Below are 21,457 nucleotides of genomic sequence, written 5' to 3'. Positions count from 1 at the left end.
GGCAAAATTGTGATTTGAGACACGATCCCGAAAGGTGGACTTCCGGTTTTCGGGATCGTGTCCTGAAAAAATCAAAGCGTTGCGAGACGCTCGGTCAGCAGTTTGAAGAAGCCGTCTGCATCCACATCCTTGATGAAGAGCGCGTTCTTCGGACGGTCGGTTACTTCCCACCAGTCCACGACCGTCTCACCGATGGTCAGTTCCGAATTGATCTCGATTTCCACATTGCACTCACGTCCGGAATAAAGTTCCGGCTTGATGAGATAGGCGATGACATTGGGGTCATGCAGCGGCCCGCCATCGGTGCCGTACTTGGCTTCGTCATAGCGTTCGAAGAATTCAAGCCATGCGGCGACCACCTCGCCGACATGGGTGCCGATGCCGCGAATGGCGGCGATGCGCTTCTCGGTGGTCAGCACCTTATGGGTGACGTCGAGCGGCATCATGGTGATTTTTATGCCGGATTTGAACACTACCGATGCGGCATGCGGGTCGACATAGATGTTGAATTCCGCCGACGGCGTGATGTTGCCGCCTTCGAAATAACCGCCGCCCATCAGCACGATTTCCTTGACGCGCCCGGCAATCTTCGGCTCGCGGATGAGTGCGGACGCGATGTTGGTGAGCGGTCCGAGCGGGCAAAGCGTGACGGTGCCGGGCTCTTCCTTCATCAGCGTTTCGATAATGAAGTCGACGCCATGCTGTGCCTGCAGCGGCATGGTCGGGGCGGGCAGGTCATAACCGTCGAGACCGGTCTTGCCATGCACGTTTTCAGCCGTCACGAGCGGGCGCACCAGAGGACGGATGGAGCCTGCGAACACTTTTGTGTCCGGCTTCTTCGCCACTTCGCAGATGGTGCGGGCGTTGACTTCGGTGCGCGCTAGCGGGCCGTTGCCAGCCACTGCGGTAATGCCGAGAATGTCGAGTTCCGGGCTTGCCAGAGCCAGAAGAATGGCGACTGCATCGTCCTGACCGGGATCGGTATCGATAATGATTTTACGGGCCATGATGGGTCTTTCTGCGTTAAAGCTTTTCCAGCAAAAATGTGAAGCGGTTTTGCGTCCGGAAAAGCGTAAAAAGATTTAAACTGCGTTGCGCGCCGCATCGACCGTCTGGTCGACAAGTGCGTCGAAGGAGATTTTCGCCGGGCGGCGCATATAGGTGACGATGTCGTCGGCCAGAAGCGGCTTCGACCACCGTTCGGCGATGATGCCGGAGCCGTGCTGGATGGCGATCATGCTGAGAATCTGCGCCGCATTGCAGTCGACGTCATGGCCGATGCCGCAGACGATTTCGAGCGTAAGGTCGAAGTCGCCTTCGCCGAACCAGAGCGCGATGACCTGTGCGGCTGCATTCGGATAGACGTGAATCCAGTTATATTCGGCATATTCCGCATCGCATTTCGCCCATGCATCCTGCCAGTTGCCGGCGGAGCGGCAGGCATCGAGCGCGAAGGCCAGAACCGCACCATATTCGGTCTCGACCGGGAAAAGTGCTGCCGTCGAAACGAGCAGTTCGCGCGTGTCGGAAACAGCAAAGGCGCGCGCCGCCATGACGGCGTTGAAAACTTCGCCCAATATTCCGTTTCCGGCATGGGAGATTTCCGCATCCATCCATGCGAGGCGGGCAGCTTCGCGGGCGCGGCCCGGTACGACCATGCCGCAGATCGTGCCGCGCATCTGTGCGCCGATCCACTCATCGAACGGATTGTCGGACGTCCCGGTTTCAGGCGCGGTGAGGCCGCGCCGCATGTTGGAAAGCGCGATCGCCTCCGCCGACCAGCCAAGCGGGATCAGCGAAGTCCAGCGCTCGGCAATGTCGGCGCTGGTCACGGCAGAACCCTTGTCGCCGAAGGCTTCCAGAAAGGCGATCTCGAAGGTGATGTCGTCATTATAGGTGTTGGGCTCACGCACATAATCGCGGATCGGACCGAAGACCTCGGCGATGTTTTCCGCCGTATAGCCTTCGAGCGCCGTGCCAGCCGCCGCACCGACAAGCTGCGCCATCCAGGCGGCGGCGGTGCGGTCGCGGAAATCATCGGACTGGATGGCATAGAGCACATCGTCGGGCCATTGAACGGCGGCGTCGAACTCGTCCCACGTGCCATAGCGCACGGTTTTTTGCGACGGATGGTTTGGATCGGGACGTGCGGCGCGCATCAGGACGCGCAGGCGCATGTCGATGCGATAGAGCGTCTCGAAGTCGCCGCGTTCAAGTGCGGCGAGCCCGTCGCGAAGCAGTTCTTCATAACGCGCAAGGACAAAGCCCTTGTTTTCCAGCGATTGCAGCGCACCCGCCATCAGGCATTCAGGCGCAGCCGATCCCGGCACATTGCTTTTCCAGAACATGGCCATGAGATCGTCCTGCGCCTTCATGACGGCGCTCGCATCCCAGGTCTGTTCCTCCGCCGTGCGTACCACCGGTTTCGTGTCGCGCAGCAGGTCTCGGGTCAGTTCCCAAGCTTTCATGTCATTCTCGTTTCGATGTTCATTATCAGGATTTCTTCAGCAGGCGGGCGCGGCGCTGGCGCCGCGCCGCATGGACCGTCAGCACGACGACCGGGACGAGATAAGGGATCATCTGCATCAGTTCGAAAGGCAGGCCAAGACTTTGCAGCGTGATGGCAAAACCTTCCGCCGCCGCCAGGACCAGGCTCGCCACGAGCGTTCCCCATGCGGTCCCCTGTCCCATGACTTCCGCCGCAATGGCGATGAAGCCGCGACCGGCGGTCATGTTCTGGGCAAACCAGGTGACATAACCAAGCGACAGATAGGCACCCGGCGGCACCGCCGAAGAGGCCGGACAGGACGAGCGCCATCATCTGCACGCGGCCGGTCTGGATGCCTGCGGCGCGCGCCGATTTCGGATCGACGCCGGTGGCGCGCAGATGCAGGCCGAAGCGCGTGCGCATCATGAGGAGACTGACCGCCGGGACGGCCAGAAGGGCCGCGAAGGTGAGCACATGGATATTGCCGATGAAGGGCACGGGAAGGCTTGGCAGGGCCCCGCTTTTCAGCGCGCCGGACATGCCCTTGTCGCCTGTCGCGAGATAAAGCCCGAGCGTCGTTGCCGCCGCAGCCGCGATGTTGAGCGCGATACCGGTCATGATGAGATCGGTGCCGAGCCGGTTGACCGAAAGCGACATGAGCCAGCCCAGAAGCGCGCCCACGACAAGCGCCGCCAGCAGGCCGATGGCCGGGCTTCCCGTTGCGGCGCTGGCCAGAACGGCGATGAGGGCCGCGACCAGCATCATGCCTTCCATGCCGATATTGAGCACGCCCGCCCGGTCGGAAATCATCACGCCCAGAGCGGCCAGCAGCAATGGTGTCGCCACACGCAGGATCGTGCCGATGAAATGCGGGTCGAAAATCTGTGCAAGAACGGTGCTCATGCCTGTACTCCCGGCTGCACTGCGGCCTGGTCTGCATCGCGATTGCGAAGATTGCGGATCAGCCGCAAGACGGTCGGATGATTGTGAATGACGCTTGCCGTCGCGCCCACCATGATCGCCGCGGTCACCAGCCCCACCACTTCGGTCGGGATGTTCATGTTGCGGGCCAGAAGATCGCCGCCCACCTGCACGAAGCCGAGGAAAAGTGCCGACGGAATGAGCAGGAACGGGTTTTCGCGCGCCAGGATGGCGACGACGAGGCCGGTCCAGCCATAGCCGGGCAGGTCCAGCCAGGCGAAGCGGGCATGAAGGCCCAGCACTTCCAGCGCTCCGGCCATGCCGGCCACCAGTCCGCCGACGATCTGCGCCCGCATGACGATGCGTTTCAGCGGCAGGCCGAGGTGATTTGCAAAGCCGGGGCTTGAGCCCGCAATACGGATATTGAGGCCAGAGCGCGTCCAGTAAAGCCAGATGCCGCCAGCGATGCAGGCAAGAACCGCGATGATCGAGCCGCTGTTGAGGCGCGTCCCGGCAAGCAGGCGGTCGAGCTTGGCGTCCGGGGGTATCTTGAGCGACATCATCCCGCCCGCTGCCGGATCGCGGATGACATAGTTGAGGACGAAGAGGCCGAGAAACAGGAAGGCATAGTTGAGGACGAGCGACGTCACCATTTCCGAGGCGCCGAACCGCAGCCGCAGCGCCGCCGGGATGGTGCAGGCGAAACTGCCTGCGACCGCGCCGCAGAGGATGGCCACCGGCAGCGAGAACCAGCCGAGCGAAGGAAGCAGGACAGCACCCGCCACAGCACCAAGCGCACCGAGGGAAGAAGCCGCTTTCCGCGCCGAGATTGAACAGGCCGGAGCGGAACAGGATGGTGATCGCAAGGCCGGTCAGCATGATCGGCGTTGCCGCCTCCACCACATTGCCCATATGGCGAATGCTGCCGAACGGTCCGAGGAAGAAGGTTTTGAGGATCGCCGCCGGATTGTCCTGCATCAGCGCCAGCGGCACCAGCAGCACCGCCATGATGACGCCGATCACCAGCACGGTCAGGAAGAATGGAATGAGATAGGATATGAATCTGCGCATCAGGCGGCAGCTTTCTGTTTGAGCATGATCTTATCCAAAAACCGTTTTACACTTTTTGGGATCATGCTCGTGTCCCCAGCATATAAGGACCAAGAGCAGCCGGTGTGATGTCTGGTCCGTTTTGCAGAACGGCAACGATGCGTCCGTTGAAGAGCACGACGATGCGGTCGCTCAAGCGCAGCAATTCATCGAGATCGGCGCTGACGAGCAGCACGGCGCAGCCGCCCTGCGCCACTTCGTCGATGCGGCGATGCAGGAAGGCTGCCGCCGAGACATCGATGCCGCGCGTCGGCTGGTCGGCGATCAGGAATTTCGGATTGGTGGCAAGCTCGCGCGCGGCGATCAGCTTCTGCGCATTGCCGCCGGAAAGGGAATCGAGCCGTTCGGTAATCGCGCCCGCCCGCACCGAATATTGCCTTATCATGCCGCTGACGCGGGCCTTGATGGCGTTCCAGCGCAGGAACGGTCCCCGGAAAATCTGCCTGTCGGCGGTAATCGATCCGGCTCCGGCTATCGCGTTTTCGGCGAGAGACAGGCCGGGCGCGCCGCCCTGCGAAAAGCGGTCGGCTGGCAGATAGGCAAGGCCCTGCCTCCGCCAGCTTGCCGTGTCGGCGCGCAGCATGTCCTTGCCGTTGAGGCTGATCGCGCCGCTTGCCGCTTCAGCAAGGCCGGACAGCACGGAAACGAGGCCACGCTGGCCGCTGCCATCGACACCGGCAACGCCGACGATCTCGCCCGCGCCGATGGTCAGGCTCACATCCTTGATGCGGTCAGCCGGATCGGCTGCCCTGGTCGTGACGTCCTTCATGTCGAGAACGGTTTTCATCGCGCCATGCTTGTGGGCGCGTTGCGGTATGTCGACCGCGTGGCCCATCACCATCTGCATGATGGCATCGTCCGGCACGTCGGCGAGCTTTTCGGTCCCGGCGACGGCACCGGCGCGCAGCACCGTCACGTTTTCGGCCAGTTCGCGCACTTCGTTCAGCTTGTGGGAAATGAAGAGGATGGTAATGCCTTCGTCGCGCAGCGATTTCAGCTTGCGCATCAGTTCCTCGATCTCCGGCGGAGAGAGAACGGCGGTCGGCTCGTCGAGGATCAGGAGCCTTGTGCGGCGGGCCAGCGCCTTGAGGATTTCGACCTTCTGCTGGGCGGCGACGGAAAGCGCGCCGGTGATCGCATCCGGGTCGGCGTGCAGGTCGTATTGCTGCATCAGCGCTTCGACCATTTTGCGCGCACCCGCGCGGTCGATCAGCCCGGCCTTCACCGGCTCATGGCCAAGAATGATATTTTCAGTGACCGTCAGGGTCGGCACGAGCGAGAAATGCTGGTGAACCATGCCGATGCCCTTGGCCGCGGCATCTTCCGGCGACCAGGATGCAATATGCTGTCCATCGACGACGATTTCGCCCGCCGTGGCATTTTCGATGCCGAACAGGATTTTCATGAGCGTGGATTTGCCGGCACCGTTCTCGCCGCAAATGGCGTGGATGGAGCCTGCGCGGATCGAAAACGACACGTCGCGAAGCGCCTGCGTGCCGTTCGGATAGACCTTGCTCACATCGCGGAAGGCGACGATTGGGCGGAAGGCGACGATAGCATCGCCGCCTTCATTATTTTCAGCTGGATTTTCCACGGTCAGGGACGAACCTTGTTGCGGATCGCGTTGAGATCCTCGGTGCTCATGCCGAATGCGGTCGGAACCGTGATCTTGCCCTCGGAAATCTCGTCGGAAGCCTTCTTGATGGCGTCCTTCATTTCCTGCGTGGCCATGGAAGCCATGTTGCCATCCTGCACGATGCCGACAGCGCCTTCCTTGAGGCCGAGCGCTTCCGCCTTGCCGAACGGCAGGTCGCCGGCCTTGAAGCGTTCATAGGCTTGCAGCAGGCTGACATCGACATTCTTCAGGACGGAACTGACGACCTGCTTGGCGATGGCCGGATCGCTGTCCTTGAAGATCGCTTCCTGATCGGAATCGACGCCGAGAACATATTTGCCGGTTTCCTTGGCAGCGGAAAGCTGGCCGAGGCCGGTCTGCGAGGCGACGACGAAGCCGAGCGAAACGCCGGAACGATATTGCGCGAGGCCGAGCTCCTTGCCCTTTGCGGCATCCATGAAGGAACCGGCATAGGAGATGGCGATCTTGGCATCGGGCTGGATGGCCTGCGCGCCGGCGATATAGCCGACGAGGAAGTCGTTGATGACCGGAATGTCCATGCCGCCGAGGAAGCCGAGGTTCTTGCCGGTATCGCCGAGCTTGCCTTCCTTCAGCAGAGACGCCGCCAGCATGCCGCCGAGATAGGAACCTTCGTTCTGCTTGTACTGGATAGAATAGACATTGTCATAGCCGCCTTCTTCATAAGGCACGCTCGCATCGTAGAGGATGTATTTCTTGTCCGGATATTGCTGGGCGACCGAGCCGACGGTTTCCGACATCTGGTAGGTGCCGCCGATGATCAGGTCCCAGTCCTGTTCGGACGCATCGAGGAACACCGGCTCCCACTTGGTCGGATCGTCGCCGATTTCGAGAATCTTGGTCTCGACGTCGTCGCCATATTTGTCCTTGATCATCTTCATGCCCTTGGCGGCGCTGTCGAAGAACGACTTGTCGCCAAGCGCGCCATTGATGATGAGCAGGATCTTGTCCTGTGCCTGAGCCGCCGTGGTGGCGAAGGTGCCCATCGCCGTCGATGCGGCAAGGGCAAAGGCAAGGTGGATTATTCCCCGTCTGGTGGATTTGATCACAACAGAACTCCAATATTGTAGCGTTATGGAGATGGATTTTCTGCTTTGGATATTTTGCCCTCCGCCCACAGAACCTCCACACCTGCCAGCGATCAAACGCTGACGGCGGTTGCGAGTCAATCGCCAAACTTTTTGCCCGCTGTGGACAAAGCCGGTCTGTTGCGCACAATGCTCATAAAGCTTTCGTTTATTTCAACAAAGCCTGATTTGGGTGCCGCAGGGTCGGGTCGAACGGATTGAGCCGTTGCGAGATGATGGCCGCTTCCTTGCGCAGAAGTTCGGTCACCGTCTCCTGCCGCTTCTCGGTCAGGCGCGCGGCAAGCGTGCCGATGCTGAGTGCTGCCACTGCCTCGCCGTCGCGGTTGAGGATGGGGACGCCAAGGCCCGCCATGCCGTCGATCATGTTGAAATTGAAAGTGGATGCGCCCGTTTCGCGCACTTCCGCGATCATGATGCGCAAATCGACCTCGTCCACAGCCGACTTGTCCAGAATGCGGGGCATGTTGAAGCGGATGATCGCCTCGCGCTCTTCTTCCGGCAGGAAGGCGAGGATGGCAAGGCTCCCCTGACCGATGCCGAGCGGCACCTTGCCGCCAATATCGCCGGTAAAGGAGCGGATCGGAAACGGCCCTTCCACGCGGTCGAGGCAGACCGCGTCGAAATTGCTGCGCACCAGCAGGAAGACCGTATCGTTGAACGTGGTCGAAAGGCGCAAGAGCGAGGGGCGGGCAATGCTCAATATACCGTCACGCTGGCGCGCCTGCGCCGCCATCGCAAAAAACTCCAGCGACAGGCGATAGGCCTTCTTGTCGGGAAGCTGCTCGACAAGGTTTTCGGCAATCAGCGTCTTCAGCAGGCGGTGCGTCGATGGCTGGCTGAGTTCGAGGTCGCGCGCCAGATCGATGAGCCGCACGCCGTCATCCGTGCTGGCGGCCAGACCTTTCAGGATATGGATCGCCTTCACCAGACTTGAGTTAAGCGCGGCGCCGGATTTCGGATTCTCAGATATATCATCCATAAAATTGCTTCCAAATTCTGCATTTTGAAAGAAATATATAATTTCTTCCGGATTTGAAAATTATAATTTGCATTCCTGCGGATTTTTCCGCCATTTAAAACCGTCGCCAATGGGAAGGTCCGGCAAGGCACTGGAGAAGTGCCCGCAAGCGGATCGGCGGTTTTGCTTGTAATCAAGGGGAACGCTGCGGCTGCGTAAGCGGCCGGACGGTCATGCGTTCAAACGGACAAGCCGGATCAGCGCTTCAAGCGCGGTCAAGCCGCTCCCGCCAGCCAGCCCGACGAAGAGGCGACGTGAGACAACATCACGGCGCTTCCGCTCCCCCGCATATTCCGCGGAAGTCATGCCGAGAGGGAGATGCAATGAGCTTTTTGACCCTGTCCGGAATTTCCCGCCACTACGGCAAGTTCGCGGCTGTCGACAATTTCAACTTGGCGATTGAAAAGGGCGAGTTCATTTCGCTTCTCGGCCCTTCCGGCTGCGGCAAGACCACGACCTTGCAGATGATCGCCGGCCTGGTGACGCCGACGGCGGGCACGATCACGCTCGACGGGCGCGAGATCACGCGCCTTGCCCCCGCCAAACGCGAGCTTGGCGTCGTCTTCCAGAGCTATGCGCTGTTTCCGCATATGACGGTGGCGCAGAATGTGAGCTTCGGCCTCGAAATGCGCAATGTGCCGAAGGCGGAACGCGAAAAGCGCGTGCGCGACGTGCTCGAGCTGGTGCATCTGGGCGCGCTTGCCGACCGTTATCCGCGCGAAATGTCGGGTGGCCAGCGCCAGCGCGTGGCGATTGCCCGCGCGCTGGTCATCAATCCGCCGGTCCTGCTGCTCGACGAGCCGCTTTCCAATCTCGATGCGCAGCTGCGCGAGGAAATGCAGTTCGAGCTGCGCCGCATCCAGCGCACAGTCGGCATCACCACCATCATGGTGACGCATGACCAGGCCGAAGCGCTGTCGATCAGCGACCGCATCGTGGTCATGGAAAAAGGCGTCATCACGCAGGTCGACGCACCCTACAAGCTCTATGAGCATCCGCATAACCACTTCATTTCCAATTTCGTCGGCAAGTCGAACTTCCTCAAGGCACGCGCCGAGGGCGACATGATCGCGCTGGCCGAAACCGCGATCCGCTTCCCCGCCAATGGCAAGCAGGTCTCTGGCGAGCTTTCCGTCTTCATCCGCCCTGAAAAGGTGCAGCTCGTTGCGGCGGGCGAGGGACATATCGCCGGTGAAGTGACGACGCGCTACTTCATGGGCGCGCAGTGGCTGCTCGGCGTGACGACGCCTGCCGGCCAGCTTTCCGTGGCGCTTCCCAATCTCGGCAATCCGCCGCCATCCGAAGGCACATCGGTCGGCCTTAGCTGGAACCACGAGGATTGCCGCATCCTCACCGCAGGGGTGAACTGAGCATGTCGGCCGTCACCTCACAGGATGTATCCGCCGCGCCCAAGGGGCAGCGCGATCTGACGCCGCTTTTTCTGGTCGGGCCGTCGACGCTCCTGTTCTTCGCGCTGGTGCTGCTGCCGCTCGGCCTTACCGTGCTGCTGTCCTTCAACAGCTACAGCTACGACAAGGGCATCGAGAACGTCTACACGCTTGCCAATTATATGCAGGTCCTGAAAGACCCCTATTACCTCTCGATCTTCTGGCGCACGCTGAAGCTGGCGCTGATCACAACCGTCATCACGGTGCTGGTCGGCGTGCCGGAAGCCTATATTCTCTCCAACATGCGCAAGCCATGGCGCTCGATCTTCCTGCTGGTCATCATCGGCCCGCTTCTGGTTTCGGTCGTGGTGCGCACATTCGGCTGGAGCATGCTGCTGGGCCGCAATGGCCTGGTGAACAGCGCGCTCGAAATGGTGGGCCTGCCGACGACGCAAATCCTCTACAGCGAAACGGCGATTGTCATCGGCCTGGTGCACATCATGCTGCCATTCATGGTGATCCCCGTCTGGACCGTGCTGCAAAAGCTCGATCCGGCGGTGGAAGCCGCAGCGCTGACGCTCGGCGCATCGCGCCTGACGGCGCTTCGCCGCGTGGTGTTTCCGCAGGCCGTCCTTGGCATCCTGTCGGGCAGCCTCATCGTGTTTGCGCTTTCGGCCAGCTCCTTTGCCATTCCGGGCCTCCTCGGCGGGCGTCGTCTCAAGATGGCGGCAACCGTCGTCTATGATGAGTTCCTGATCGAACTGAACTGGCCGCTTGGCGCCGCCATCGCCATTATCGTTCTGGTCGCCAATCTGGTGATCATGATCGCCTATAACCGCCTGCTCGAAGGGCAGGCCAAGAAGAAGCTGGGATAGAGCCATGACGAAGAACGGTCCTTTCGCCCTTTTCTTCCACACGCTGATCGTCATCTTCATGCTGGCGCCGATGGTCGTGGTGTGCCTTGTGGCCTTCACGCCGGAAAACACGCTGACCATGCCGTGGAGCGGCCCCAATGCGGGCCTGTCGCTGCGCTGGTTCGAGGCCGTGTTCGCGCATAATGATTTCATGGCCTCCTTCTATAACAGCGTGCAGCTCGCCTTCTTCTCGGCAACGATTTCCACGCTTCTGGCCGTGCCTTCGGGACTGGCGATCGCGCAGTATAATTTCCGTGGCCGCGATGCGCTGAACGCGCTTTTCCTGTCGCCGCTCATCATTCCCCATCTGGTTCTGGGCGTCGCGTTCCTGCGCCTGTTCTCGCTGATGGGCTTTACCGGCTCCTTCGTCTGGCTGGTCGCGGCGCATTCCATCGTCGTCACGCCCTATGCGCTGCGCCTGATCCTCGCTTCGCTCGGCAGCATGGACCGCAATGCGGAAAACGCGGCCCGCACCCTCGGTGCGGGCGAATGGACGGTGTTCCGCCGCGTCACCCTGCCATTGCTCCTGCCGGGCCTGTCCGGCGGCTGGCTGCTTGCCTTCATCAACTCGTTCGACGAACTCACCATGTCGATCTTCGTCACCTCGCCATCCACGGTCACGCTGCCGGTGCGCATGTATATGTATGCCAGCGAATCCATCGACCCGATGATGGCCGCGGTTTCAGCCCTGATGATCCTCGTCGCCACCGCAACCATGATTATCATCGATCGCATGTTCGGTCTCGACCGGCTGCTGGTGGGCAAGGGCTGAGCAGGCAGACCATGACGATCCCGGTTTCTTCTTCGGCGGCTCAGTTCCGCAGACGGTATCGGCTGGCCGAACAGCCGGTCAGTTTCTCGCTCGACGGCGTGCGCTTCGAGGGTCGTCGCGGCGATACCGTGCTGACTGCCATTCTGTCGGTGCAGGGCAAGTTGCGTCATACCGAGTTCACCGGCGAGCCGCGCGCGGGCTTCTGCCTCATCGGCGCATGTCAGGATTGCCACGTCATGACGGACGAAGGTTACAGGCTTCGCGCCTGCACCACCCTTCTGGAAGACGGCATGGCCTTTGTCACGGAGCCTGCGAAATGAGTGCGGTGCTCGATCCGGTTATCGTTGGCGCAGGTCCGGCGGGTGTTCGCGCCGCCGAAACGCTGGTCCGGGCGGGTCTCCGGCCCATCGTGCTCGACGAGGGGTTCCGTTCCGGTGGGCAGATCTATCGCCGCCCGCCGCTCGATGACGGGCGCAGCTATCGCAGCCGCTATGGTTCGGAAGCGCACAAGGCCGAAGCGCTGCACAAGAGCTTCGACGCATTGCGCGACGCAATCGACTATCGCCCGGAAACGCTGGTCTGGAATATTTCGCGCGGGGAAACCGACCGGCTCGACCTGCTGACCGATGGCGTTCACGGCCAGTTGCCCTACAGCCATCTCATTCTGGCCACCGGCGCGACCGACCGGGTTCTGCCGTTCAAAGGCTGGACCAGACCCGGCGTCTATACGCTCGGCGCATCGCAGACGGCGCTCAAGGCGCAAGGCTGCACGGTTGGCGAACGCGTGGCGTTCATGGGGTCCGGCCCGCTGCTTTATCTAGTGGCCTGGCAATATCATCATGCCGGGGCGAAGGTTGTGGCGGTGCTGGACACAGCGCCTCTCGCCTCCAAATTTCATCTGGCCCATCTGGCATTTTATGCCCCGCGCATCGTGGCGCTCGGCGCTTATTACGGCCTGCGCCTGAAGCTCGGCGGCGTGCCGATCCACTACAATGTGCGGCCCGACGAGGTGCTGGGCGAGGGGCATGTCGATGGCATTCGCTTTCGCTCGGCCGGGCGTGTGCGCGAGGTTGAGTGCGATGCGCTGGCTTATGGTTTTGCCTTGCGTCCCGAAACCCAGCTTGCCGATCTCGCCGGTTGCGATTTCCGCTTTGAAGAACGCGACCGCGCATGGCTCCCGGCTGCCGACAGGCTTGGCCGCACGAGCCGCATCGGCGTCTATGTGGCGGGCGACGGTGCAGGCATTGCCGGTGCAGATGCAGCCGAAATTCGCGGGCAACTGGCCGCAATCGCCTTGCTGCGTGATCGGGGCCTGCCGTTTGACGAAGGTGCTGAACGCGCTCTTCTCGCAAAGCTTGATCATATCTATCGCGAACGCCTGATCGTCGAAAAAGCCTTTCCGTTCCCGCGTGACTGGTTCGACACGATTGCTGGCGACGTCACGCTCTGCCGTTGCGAGGAAATCGCGCTGCGCGACGCGCAGGCCGCGATCCGTCAGGGTGATGTGCGCGAGATCAACCGGCTGAAGGCACTCACCCGCGTCGGCATGGGCCGTTGCCAAGGCCGCATGTGCACGGCAGCGGCGGCGGAACTTCTGGCGTCGGTGCAGGACAAGACGCCCGCCGAAGCAGGTCGCATCCGCGCTCAGGCGCCGGTCAAGCCGATCCCGCTCGGGTTCGGCGCTCGAGCCGGGGAGGGCGCTTCGTCATGACAAGGCGTCTTCAGGCCGATGCGGTCATTATCGGTGGCGGGATCGTCGGCGGCTCGGCAGCGCTTTTCATGCGCCGGGCCGGCCTGTCGGTCATCCTGCTCGACAAGGGCTTTTGCGGTGCGCAGGCAAGCGGCGTCAATTATGGCGGCGTGCGCAGGCAGGGCCGCGCCCCTGAACAATTGCCGCTTGCACAACGGTCGCATGAATTGTGGGCGCGCCTGCCGGAACTCATCGGCATCGACGGCGAATATGTCCGCAGCGGTCATTTGAAGCTTGCCCGCACGGAAGCGCATTTCGCAAGCCTTGAAGCCTATGCCGCGAAGGTCAGGCCGCTCGGGCTCGATGTCGAGCTGATCGGCGGCAATGCGATCCGCGAACGTTTTCCATGGTTGCCGGGCGATGTGGCGGGCGCCTCGCTCTGCGCGGAGGATGGCCATGCCAATCCGCGTCTGGTTGCGCCTGCCTTTGCCCGCGCGGCATTGGCGGCGGGGGCAAAGGTGCTGGAAAACACGCCGGTCATCGAAGCGCGAGAGACCGGCGACGGCTTTGCCATTCTGGCAGGCGGTGGCTCACCGACTGACACGATCGAAATCCGCTCGCGCCTCCTGTTCAACTGCGCCGGTGCCTGGTCGGACCGGTTCGCAGCCTCTTTCGGCGAGCCGGTGCCGCTCCAGCGCATCTATCCCTCGATGGTCGTTACCGAGCCGATGCCGTTTCGCCTGCCGATGAGCCTTGGCGAAGAGGGCGGCGGTTTCTATGGCCGTCAGGTCACGCGCGGCAACTATGTCATGGGCGGTGGGCGCGGCGCGCCGCTTGAAAACCCGGACTTCTCGCGCCCTTCGGTCAATGCCGCCTCATCCGTGATGCTGCGTGCCATCGAACTGTTCCCGCATCTGAAAAATGCCCAGGTTATCCGCTTCTGGTCTGGCACTGAATCGGAAATGCCGGACGACAATCCGGTCATCGGGCCAAGCAGCCGGGTCGACAATCTCTTTCACGCCTTCGGCTTTTGCGGCGCCGGTTTCCAGACCGGCCCGGCTGTGGGCGCCATTCTTTGCGATCTCGCCGTAAAGGGCGAGACGGAAACGCCGATCGATGCCTTCCGCATCGACCGGTTCGATATGAACTCAAACCACAAAGGGGAGTAGCATGAAGTACATCACCAAAACCGGCCTGTTGGCGCTCGGCCTGTCGGCAGCCTTCGCTTCGGCCGCATCGGCTGAAACCAAGACGCTCTATATCGGCATGAATGGCGGCAATATGGAGAAGGCCTATACCGAGCATGTCCTGCCGGAATTTGAAAAGGCCAATGACGTCAAGGTCGTTGTCGTGCCGGGCACCTCGGCGGATATTCTCGCCAAGGCGACCGCGCAGAAAGACAATCCGCAGATGCATGTCATGCTGCTCGACGACGGCGTCATGGTGCGCGCGATCAATGCAGGCCTGTGCCAGAAAATCTCCGACGATCCGGTTCTGGCCGACATCCAGCCTGCCGCGCGCCTCAAGGACGACATGGCCATCGGCGTCGATATGGGCATGACCGGCATTGCCTATAACAAGAAGCTTTTCGACGAAAAGGGCTGGGCCGCCCCGACTTCGTGGATGGATTTCGCCGACGAAAAATATGCGAATGCCGTTGTGTTCCAGTCGGCTTCTGCCTCGACTTTCGGCCTGCATGCCTTCCTGATGTTCAACCGCATTCAGGGTGGCGACGACAAGAACCTCGAGCCGGGCTTCGAGAAGTTCCCCGACATGATCGGCAAGAACGTTCTGGAATTCATCCCGTCCTCGGCCAAGATTTCGGAAATGGTGCAGACCGGCGAAGCGGCGATCTTCCCGCTGACGCCAACCGGCGTCAACAACCTGAAGGACAAGGGCATTCCGGTTGAATATGCGCAGCCCAAGGAAGGTTCCGTGGTCCTCGCCGTGACCGAATGCGTGCTCGCAGGCAACAGCGAGCCGGAGCTGAGCCAGAAGCTTGCGCATTATCTGCTTTCCGCCGATGCGCAGAGCAAGGCGCTCGACCATGGCAACGTCATCCCGTCGAACCAGAAGGCCAAGGCCGGCTCGCCGGAAGCACAGGCCAAGCTCGACGCCTTCAACGGTTACATGAAGACCGCCAAGACGCTCGACTGGGACGCCGTCAACGAAGGCCGCCAGCAGCTCAACAGCCGCTGGAACCGCACCATCGAAAAGTAAGATCGATATCGTGATCCGAAAAGGCCCGCGCCGGGAGACCGGGGCGGGCTTTTTGCTGCAGGACCGCTTACGCATCGCCTGCCGATATTGTAGCTTGCGCGCAAATCATCCGGCAAATCGATGCAACGGGGCAAGCGTGAGAAAAGCGGCAGCACTCGCATTATCTGGAATTCTGGTGGCGGCACCCGCGCTTGCCGAAGACAACTGGAAGCCCGTCGAGGAAATCAAGTTCTATGCCATCGCCGGGAAAACCGGCCCGGAACTTTATGAATCCATCGGCGAGCGCGGCCCGAAGATCGGCGGCGGCAAAACCCGCGTCATCGCCCATACCAGCTATGTGCTGACCTGGGACCGGCAGTTCGACCGCTCCAACAATGCCTGCACGATCCTGTCGGCCACGCCCAAACTGAAGATCACCTATACGCTGCCGAAGCCCGCGCAGAAACTGACCTCGCCGGTGAAGGAACATTGGGAAACCTTCTATGAAGGCATCCGCAGGCATGAGCTTGTGCATGGCGACCACGCCAAGGACATGACGCGCGAGATCGTGCGCCGGACCGTGGGCCTGTCGGTTCCTAACGACCCGAAATGCCAGAAGATCCGCAAGGTGCTGATCAAGGAAATCACCGATATGGTCGATGTGCAGCGCGCGCAAGGCCGCGCCTTCGACCGGGTGGAGATGGGCAATGGTGGCAACGTCCACCAGCTGATCCTGGCTCTGGTGAACGGCGGCTGATTTTCTCCATTGGAGCGCATTCCGAAACGTGTGAAACGGTTTTCGGAAAAGATGCGCGTCAAAACAAATGCTTGAAGCGGTTCCGGCAATTCCTTTTTAACCGGAACCGCTCCAGCCTGCGTTGCGCTCCAAAACCTGCAATTTTGAACCAGATGGAACATTCGTGACAGCCGCGCAATGAAGGGTTTTCATGCGTTTGTTCAAACAGAACCCGTTGACATCCTAACCAGTTAGTACATTTTAGAAAACAGCGCAGCCGATCATGCATTCCGTTCCGAGGTGGAGGACCGAGGTGGAGGACCGAGGAGGAGCGGATTGCAGCTTGCGACAGGGCACTGCCGGGAACCGGACGGATTTCTGACACGCCTTTAGTTGCGATGGCCGGCGCGGACAGCGGGAAAGTATAGTCGCCGCCGGATGCATGGGCATCCTGCAAGGATGCGGTGCTGCTTTCTCTCGAAACCCGAAAAGGGACAGCGGTCCGCAAGCGATGCGCCCAGAGGAGGGCCGAAGGAGGCCGAGGGGAGGAACGTGAAAGCTTTAGTCGATTTCTATTTTACGGCGGCGCGGTTCGCCATTGCCTGCCTACTTGGCTGCATGGTGGTGCTCGTGTTCGGCAATGTGGTGCTGCGCTACGCCTTCAATCAGGGCATAACGGTTTCGGAAGAGCTGTCGCGCATCTTCTTCGTCTGGCTTACCTTTCTGGGCGCGGTCGTCGCCATGCGCGACCATGCGCATCTGGGCGTGGATTCTTTGGTACGCCGCTTGTCGCCTGCGGGCGCGCGCATTGCGCTGGTCGCAGGCCACATCATGATGTTCGGCGCGACCTGGCTGGTTCTTTCGGGAAGCTGGACGCAGACCCTCATCAATATCCCGACGCTGGCCCCTGCGACGGGCATGTCGATGGGCTGGTTTTACGGCGCGGGGCTGGCCTTTGCCGTGCCCGCGCTCCTCATCATCGCGTGGAACGGCTTCGGCATCGCGACCGGGCGCATCGATGTCGCCAGCACGCATTTCGTGACGGACAGCGAGGAGCATGTCACACCCGTCCCGACCGATGAAGATCGCAAATAGGGCGCGCTGACAATGACCTTGCTCATCTTTCTTGCCGCCCTTCTGGTTCCGATGGCGCTCGGCGTTCCGGTGGCCTTCGCGCTCATCATCAGCGGCGCGGCGCTGATGATGTATATGGATCTGTTCGACGCTCAGATCGTGGCGCAGAACGTGCTGAACGGCGCGGACAGTTTTCCGCTGATGGCCGTCCCGTTCTTCCTGCTTGCGGGGGAAATCATGAATGCGGGCGGCCTTTCGCGCCGCATCGTCAATCTGGCGCTGGTCATGGTGGGCCATGTGCGCGGCGGTCTCGGCTTCGTCGCGATCTTCGCGGCCTGCGTGATTGCAAGCCTTTCGGGTTCGGCGGTCGCTGACGCGGCGGCGCTCGGCGCATTGCTGTTTCCGATGATGCGCAATGCCGGACATGAGCCGGGCCGCGCCGCCGGGCTGATCGCCTCGGCTTCGATCATCGCGCCGATCATCCCGCCATCCATCGGCTTCATCCTGTTTGGCGTGATCGGCGGCGTTTCGATCACCAAGCTGTTTCTGGCGGGTATTTTTCCCGGCCTGATGATTGCCGTGGCGCTGTGCGTGACATGGTTCATCCTTGCCCGCCGCGAACAGTTCGACCTGCCGAAGAAGGCCGCGCCCGGTGCGCGGATGCGGGCTTTCCTCGACAGTATCTGGGCCCTGATGCTGCCGGTCATCATCATTGTCGGCCTTCGCTTCGGCGTGTTCACGCCGACGGAAGCGGGCGTGGTCGCCGCCGTCTATTCGCTGTTCGTGGCAACCGTGATCTATCGGGAACTGCCGCTTTCCCGGCTCTATCCGGCCATGGTGGACGCTGCGAAGACGACCGCCGTGGTGATGTTCCTCGTTGCCAGCGCCAGCGTTTCGGCCTGGATGATAACCGTTGCCGATGTGCCGGGGGAACTCGCCGATCTGGTGCGACCCCTGATGGATAACCAGACGCTTCTGCTGCTTGCCATCATGCTGATGGTTGTTCTCGTCGGCATGGCGATGGACATGACCCCGACGATCCTGATCCTGACGCCGGTGTTGATGCCGATCATCAAGGAGGCAGGCATCGATCCGGTCTATTTCGGCGTGCTGTTCATCATCAACAATTCCATCGGCCTCATCACCCCGCCTGTCGGCACGGTGCTGAATGTGGTGTGCGGCGTCGCGCGCCTGCCATTCGAAAAGGTGATGACGGGCGTGCTGCCGTTCCTGATCGCGCAGCTGGTGGTGCTTTTCCTGATGGTGCTGTTTCCGCAGCTGGTGACGGTGCCGATGGGCTGGTTTCATTGAATCAAGAACGGGGGCCGCGTGATGCGGCCCTGAAGACATTGAAATAACGAGTGGGAGGAAGACATGAAGAAAATACTGAAGACAATGGCATTGGGCATGGTTCTGCCGCTGGCCCTGATGACGACCACGGCCATGGCCGAAATCCGTTCGCAGACCATCAAGTTTGCCGCCGCCAACAGCAAGGGCCATCCGCAGGTCACGGGCATGGAGAAATTTGCCGAGCTGGTGAAGGAAAAGAGCGGCGGGCAGATCAATGTGAAACTGTTTCCCGGCGGTGTGCTGGGCAGCGATCCGCAGACGCTTTCCGGCTTGCAGGGCGGCGTGGTGGAAATGACGGTAATGAATGCGGGCATCCTGTCCAGCACCGTCAAGGCATTCGAGGCTGTCGATCTGCCATTCCTGTTCAACAGCGGCGAGGAAGCCGACAAGGTCATGGATGGCCCGTTCGGCACCAACCTCCTGAAGCGCCTGCCCGATACGGGGCTGGTCGGGCTTGCCTATTGGGAACTCGGTTTCCGCAACCTGACCAACAACCGCCATCCGGTCGCGAAACTGGAGGATATTGCCGGGCTGAAGATCCGCACCCTGCAATCGCCGGTTCCTGTCGCCCTGTTCAATACGCTTGGCGCCAATGCGGTGCCGCTGCCCTATACCGAGCTTTACACGGCGCTTGAAACCGGCACTGTCGACGGGCAGGAAAATCCAAATGCCAACATCATCAATGCCAAGTTCTATGAAGTGCAGAAATATCTGACGCTGACGCGCCACCAGTACAATCCGCAGATCGTGATGATCAGCAAGAAGTTCTGGGATCGCCTCAACGATGAGGAAAAGGCGGTGATCGAACAGGCGGCGGTCGAGGCGCGCGATTATCAGCGCAAGGTTTCGCGTGAGCAGGATGCAATCGCACTCGACGAGATCAAGAAGACGGGCATGCAGGTGACCGAACTGACGCCGGAAGAAACCGCGCGCCTGCGCGATGCGGTAAAGCCGATCATCGACAAGTTCAGTGCCGAAATCGGTGCGGAAACCGTCAATGAGCTGTTTGCCGAATTGAAGAAGGTTCGCGGCGGAAATTAAAACAGTACGGTGCAGGCCGATACTGAATGAAACGGTTCCGGGCGGGTTTGCCCGGGACTGGCAGGAAACTCCGGTCAGGCCGGAGACAGGAGCGTGACATGAAGACTTCGATAGCAACCGTCTCCATCAGCGGCGATCTCCAGCAGAAACTGGGAGCCATCGCCAAGGCCGGTTTCGACGGGGTGGAGATTTTCGAGAATGATTTTCTCACCTTTGACGAAAGCCCCCGTCAGGTGGGCCAGATGGCGCGCGACCTGGGGCTGGAGATCACGCTTTTCCAGCCTTTCCGCGATTTTGAAGGCATGCCCGAACCTCTACGCAGCCGCACTTTCGACCGCGCCGAACGCAAGTTCGACCTGATGCAGGAGCTGGGCACCGATCTCGTTCTGGTCTGCTCCAACGTGTCGCCAGCTGCCATTGGCGGCATTGACCGCGCCGCGGATGATTTTCGCGAGCTTGGCGAGCGGGCGGCGCGGCGCAATCTGCGCGTCGGTTACGAGGCGCTCGCCTGGGGCCGCCATATCAGCGACCACCGCGATGCATGGGAGATCGTGCGCCGCGCCGACCATCCCAATGTCGGGCTGATCCTCGACAGTTTTCACACGCTGGCGCGCAAGATCGACGTGAATTCGATCCGCTCCATTCCGAAGGACAAGCTTTTCATTATCCAGATGGCGGATGCGCCTCTGATCGACATGGACCTGCTTTACTGGAGCCGCCATTATCGCAACATGCCGGGCGAGGGCGACCTGCCGGTGCTGGATTTCATGCGCGCGGTGGCCGCGACCGGCTATGACGGCTATTTCTCGCTGGAAATCTTCAACGACCAGTTCCGTGGCGGATCGCCCGCCATGATCGCTGCCGACGGACGCCGTTCGCTGATCTATCTTGGCGATCAGGTTCGCCGGGTCGAGCCGGACAACAGGCTGACGGTCCCCGCCATGCCGCCCCGCGCAAAGGTGCACCGGGTCGGCTTTGTCGAGTTTGCCACCCATGCCGAAGATGCAGAGCGACTGGTGGCCGCTGTCGGCGCGCTGGGCTTCAGGCTCGCTGGCAGGCATCGTACGAAAGAAGTGGCGCTCTACCGGCAGGGTGACATCAATCTCGTCATCAATACCGATACGCGCGGCTTTGCAAGCTCGGCCTATGCCGTTCACGGCACCGCAGCCTATGCAATGGGGCTCGTCGTGGACGATGCGGCGCAAGCCCATGCGCGCGCCGTTGCCATGGGTGCGGAGAATTTTGAACAACCGCTCGATCCGGGCGAAATCGCCATGCCCGCCATTCGTGGCGTTGGCGGCGGGCTGGTCTATTTTCTTGACGAAAAGACCGATCTGGCCCGCATCTTCGATATCGAGTTCGAGCCGGTTGCAGGCAATGAAACGGGTGCCGGTGTCGGCCTCACCCGCATCGATCATGTTGCCCAGACGATGAAGTTCGATGAGCTTCTGACCTGGCTCCTCTTCTATACCTCGCTCACGGAATCGCGGAAATCGCCCATGGTCGATATCGTCGATCCGGGCGGCGTCGTTCGCAGCCAGGTGGTGGAAAACGATGAGGGAACGCTGCGCATCACGCTCAACGGCGCGGAAAACCGTCGCACACTGGCCGGTCGCTTCATCGCCGAAACCTTCGGCTCGGGCATCCAGCATCTGGCCTTCGCCACGGACGATATCTTCGCGACGGCTGCGGCCCTGCGCGACAACGGCTTTCACACGCTGGAAATCTCGCCGAATTATTACGACGATCTGGAAGCGCGGCTCGGTCTCGACCCGGAATTCACCGACCGGCTCAAGGCTGCGAACGTGCTTTATGACCGCGACGAGAGCGGCGAATATTTCCAGCTCTATAGCCCGACCGACGATCAGGGCTTCTTTTTCGAAGTCGTGCAAAGGCAGAGCTACAAGGGGTATGGCGCGGCCAATGCGATCTTCCGCATTGCGGCGCTGCGGCGCTACATGCGCCCGGCGGGCATGCCGAAAAGTGCAGCGGCACTTTGATCGCTGGGGGAGAG

The 21,457-nt window shown here is 61.2% G+C and carries 17 protein-coding genes and 2 pseudogenes; 12 read left to right on the top strand and 7 right to left on the bottom strand.

What is annotated here, in order from left to right:
• Nucleotides 1–71 precede the first annotated feature (71 nt).
• The 7 genes and pseudogenes from OINT_RS19285 to OINT_RS19255 form a co-directional block, all read right to left on the bottom strand.
• Nucleotides 72–1,007: a nucleoside hydrolase gene (locus OINT_RS19285; RefSeq protein WP_006469581.1), complete on the bottom strand. Its 936-nt coding sequence runs from the start codon at nucleotides 1,005–1,007 to the stop codon at nucleotides 72–74.
• A 75-nt stretch (nucleotides 1,008–1,082) separates the two neighbouring features.
• Complete coding sequence (locus OINT_RS19280) at nucleotides 1,083–2,468, bottom strand: ADP-ribosylglycohydrolase family protein (RefSeq protein ID WP_006469580.1); 1,386 nt, start codon at nucleotides 2,466–2,468, stop codon at nucleotides 1,083–1,085.
• A 25-nt stretch (nucleotides 2,469–2,493) separates the two neighbouring features.
• A pseudogene (locus tag OINT_RS19275) lies at nucleotides 2,494–3,391 on the bottom strand (ABC transporter permease).
• Nucleotides 3,388–4,480, bottom strand: a pseudogene (locus OINT_RS19270) (ABC transporter permease). Before OINT_RS19270 ends, OINT_RS19275 begins: the two co-directional pseudogenes overlap by 4 nt.
• Nucleotides 4,481–4,541: 61 nt before the next feature.
• Nucleotides 4,542–6,113: an ABC transporter ATP-binding protein gene (locus OINT_RS19265; RefSeq protein WP_006469577.1), complete on the bottom strand. Its 1,572-nt coding sequence runs from the start codon at nucleotides 6,111–6,113 to the stop codon at nucleotides 4,542–4,544.
• 2 nt (nucleotides 6,114–6,115) lie between these two features.
• The gene (locus OINT_RS19260) at nucleotides 6,116–7,222 is read right to left on the bottom strand and encodes a BMP family ABC transporter substrate-binding protein (protein ID WP_006470777.1); all 1,107 of its coding nucleotides are present in this window, start codon (nucleotides 7,220–7,222) and stop codon (nucleotides 6,116–6,118) included.
• 187 nt (nucleotides 7,223–7,409) lie between these two features.
• Entirely contained in the window at nucleotides 7,410–8,240 is an 831-nt protein-coding gene (locus OINT_RS19255; protein WP_006469575.1) for an IclR family transcriptional regulator, read from the bottom strand.
• Between the two features lie 362 nt (nucleotides 8,241–8,602).
• Here OINT_RS19255 and OINT_RS19250 point away from each other — a divergent pair, with 362 nt between their 5' ends.
• The 12 genes from OINT_RS19250 to OINT_RS19195 all read left to right on the top strand — a co-directional run bounded on the left by OINT_RS19250 (nucleotide 8,603) and on the right by OINT_RS19195 (nucleotide 21,443).
• Complete coding sequence (locus OINT_RS19250) at nucleotides 8,603–9,649, top strand: ABC transporter ATP-binding protein (RefSeq protein ID WP_006470778.1); 1,047 nt, start codon at nucleotides 8,603–8,605, stop codon at nucleotides 9,647–9,649.
• A gap of 2 nt (nucleotides 9,650–9,651) precedes the next feature.
• Nucleotides 9,652–10,542: an ABC transporter permease gene (locus OINT_RS19245; protein WP_006470779.1), complete on the top strand. Its 891-nt coding sequence runs from the start codon at nucleotides 9,652–9,654 to the stop codon at nucleotides 10,540–10,542.
• Between the two features lie 4 nt (nucleotides 10,543–10,546).
• Nucleotides 10,547–11,353 carry an ABC transporter permease gene (locus tag OINT_RS19240; RefSeq protein WP_006469572.1) on the top strand — a complete coding sequence of 269 codons (807 nt, stop codon included), beginning with the start codon at nucleotides 10,547–10,549 and terminating at the stop codon, nucleotides 11,351–11,353.
• An 11-nt stretch (nucleotides 11,354–11,364) separates the two neighbouring features.
• A complete protein-coding gene (locus OINT_RS19235) occupies nucleotides 11,365–11,673 on the top strand; it encodes a (2Fe-2S)-binding protein (protein WP_006469571.1) in 309 nt (102 codons plus the stop codon).
• On the top strand, nucleotides 11,670–13,064 hold the full coding sequence (locus tag OINT_RS19230) for an FAD/NAD(P)-dependent oxidoreductase (RefSeq protein WP_006470780.1): 1,395 nt from the start codon (nucleotides 11,670–11,672) through the stop codon (nucleotides 13,062–13,064). The genes OINT_RS19235 and OINT_RS19230 overlap by 4 nt, the downstream gene beginning before the upstream one ends.
• Entirely contained in the window at nucleotides 13,061–14,212 is a 1,152-nt protein-coding gene (locus tag OINT_RS19225) for an NAD(P)/FAD-dependent oxidoreductase (RefSeq protein WP_006469569.1), read from the top strand. The genes OINT_RS19230 and OINT_RS19225 overlap by 4 nt, the downstream gene beginning before the upstream one ends.
• Nucleotide 14,213: 1 nt before the next feature.
• Nucleotides 14,214–15,263, top strand: a complete 1,050-nt coding sequence (locus OINT_RS19220) for an ABC transporter substrate-binding protein (protein WP_006469568.1) — start codon at nucleotides 14,214–14,216, stop codon at nucleotides 15,261–15,263.
• 136 nt (nucleotides 15,264–15,399) lie between these two features.
• Nucleotides 15,400–15,999: a DUF922 domain-containing Zn-dependent protease gene (locus OINT_RS19215; protein ID WP_022569311.1), complete on the top strand. Its 600-nt coding sequence runs from the start codon at nucleotides 15,400–15,402 to the stop codon at nucleotides 15,997–15,999.
• Nucleotides 16,000–16,530: 531 nt separating this feature from the next.
• Nucleotides 16,531–17,073 carry a TRAP transporter small permease gene (locus OINT_RS19210; protein WP_006470782.1) on the top strand — a complete coding sequence of 181 codons (543 nt, stop codon included), beginning with the start codon at nucleotides 16,531–16,533 and terminating at the stop codon, nucleotides 17,071–17,073.
• A 12-nt stretch (nucleotides 17,074–17,085) separates the two neighbouring features.
• Nucleotides 17,086–18,363: a TRAP transporter large permease subunit gene (locus OINT_RS19205; protein ID WP_006469565.1), complete on the top strand. Its 1,278-nt coding sequence runs from the start codon at nucleotides 17,086–17,088 to the stop codon at nucleotides 18,361–18,363.
• Between the two features lie 63 nt (nucleotides 18,364–18,426).
• Complete coding sequence (locus OINT_RS19200; RefSeq protein ID WP_006469564.1) at nucleotides 18,427–19,443, top strand: TRAP transporter substrate-binding protein; 1,017 nt, start codon at nucleotides 18,427–18,429, stop codon at nucleotides 19,441–19,443.
• Nucleotides 19,444–19,541: 98 nt separating this feature from the next.
• The gene (locus tag OINT_RS19195) at nucleotides 19,542–21,443 is read left to right on the top strand and encodes a bifunctional sugar phosphate isomerase/epimerase/4-hydroxyphenylpyruvate dioxygenase family protein (protein WP_039853390.1); all 1,902 of its coding nucleotides are present in this window, start codon (nucleotides 19,542–19,544) and stop codon (nucleotides 21,441–21,443) included.
• Nucleotides 21,444–21,457 lie beyond the last annotated feature (14 nt).

It is taken from the genome of Brucella intermedia LMG 3301, from assembly GCF_000182645.1.
GTDB lineage: Bacteria > Pseudomonadota > Alphaproteobacteria > Rhizobiales > Rhizobiaceae > Brucella > Brucella intermedia.
This window is presented reverse-complemented; position numbering and strand designations above follow the sequence as displayed.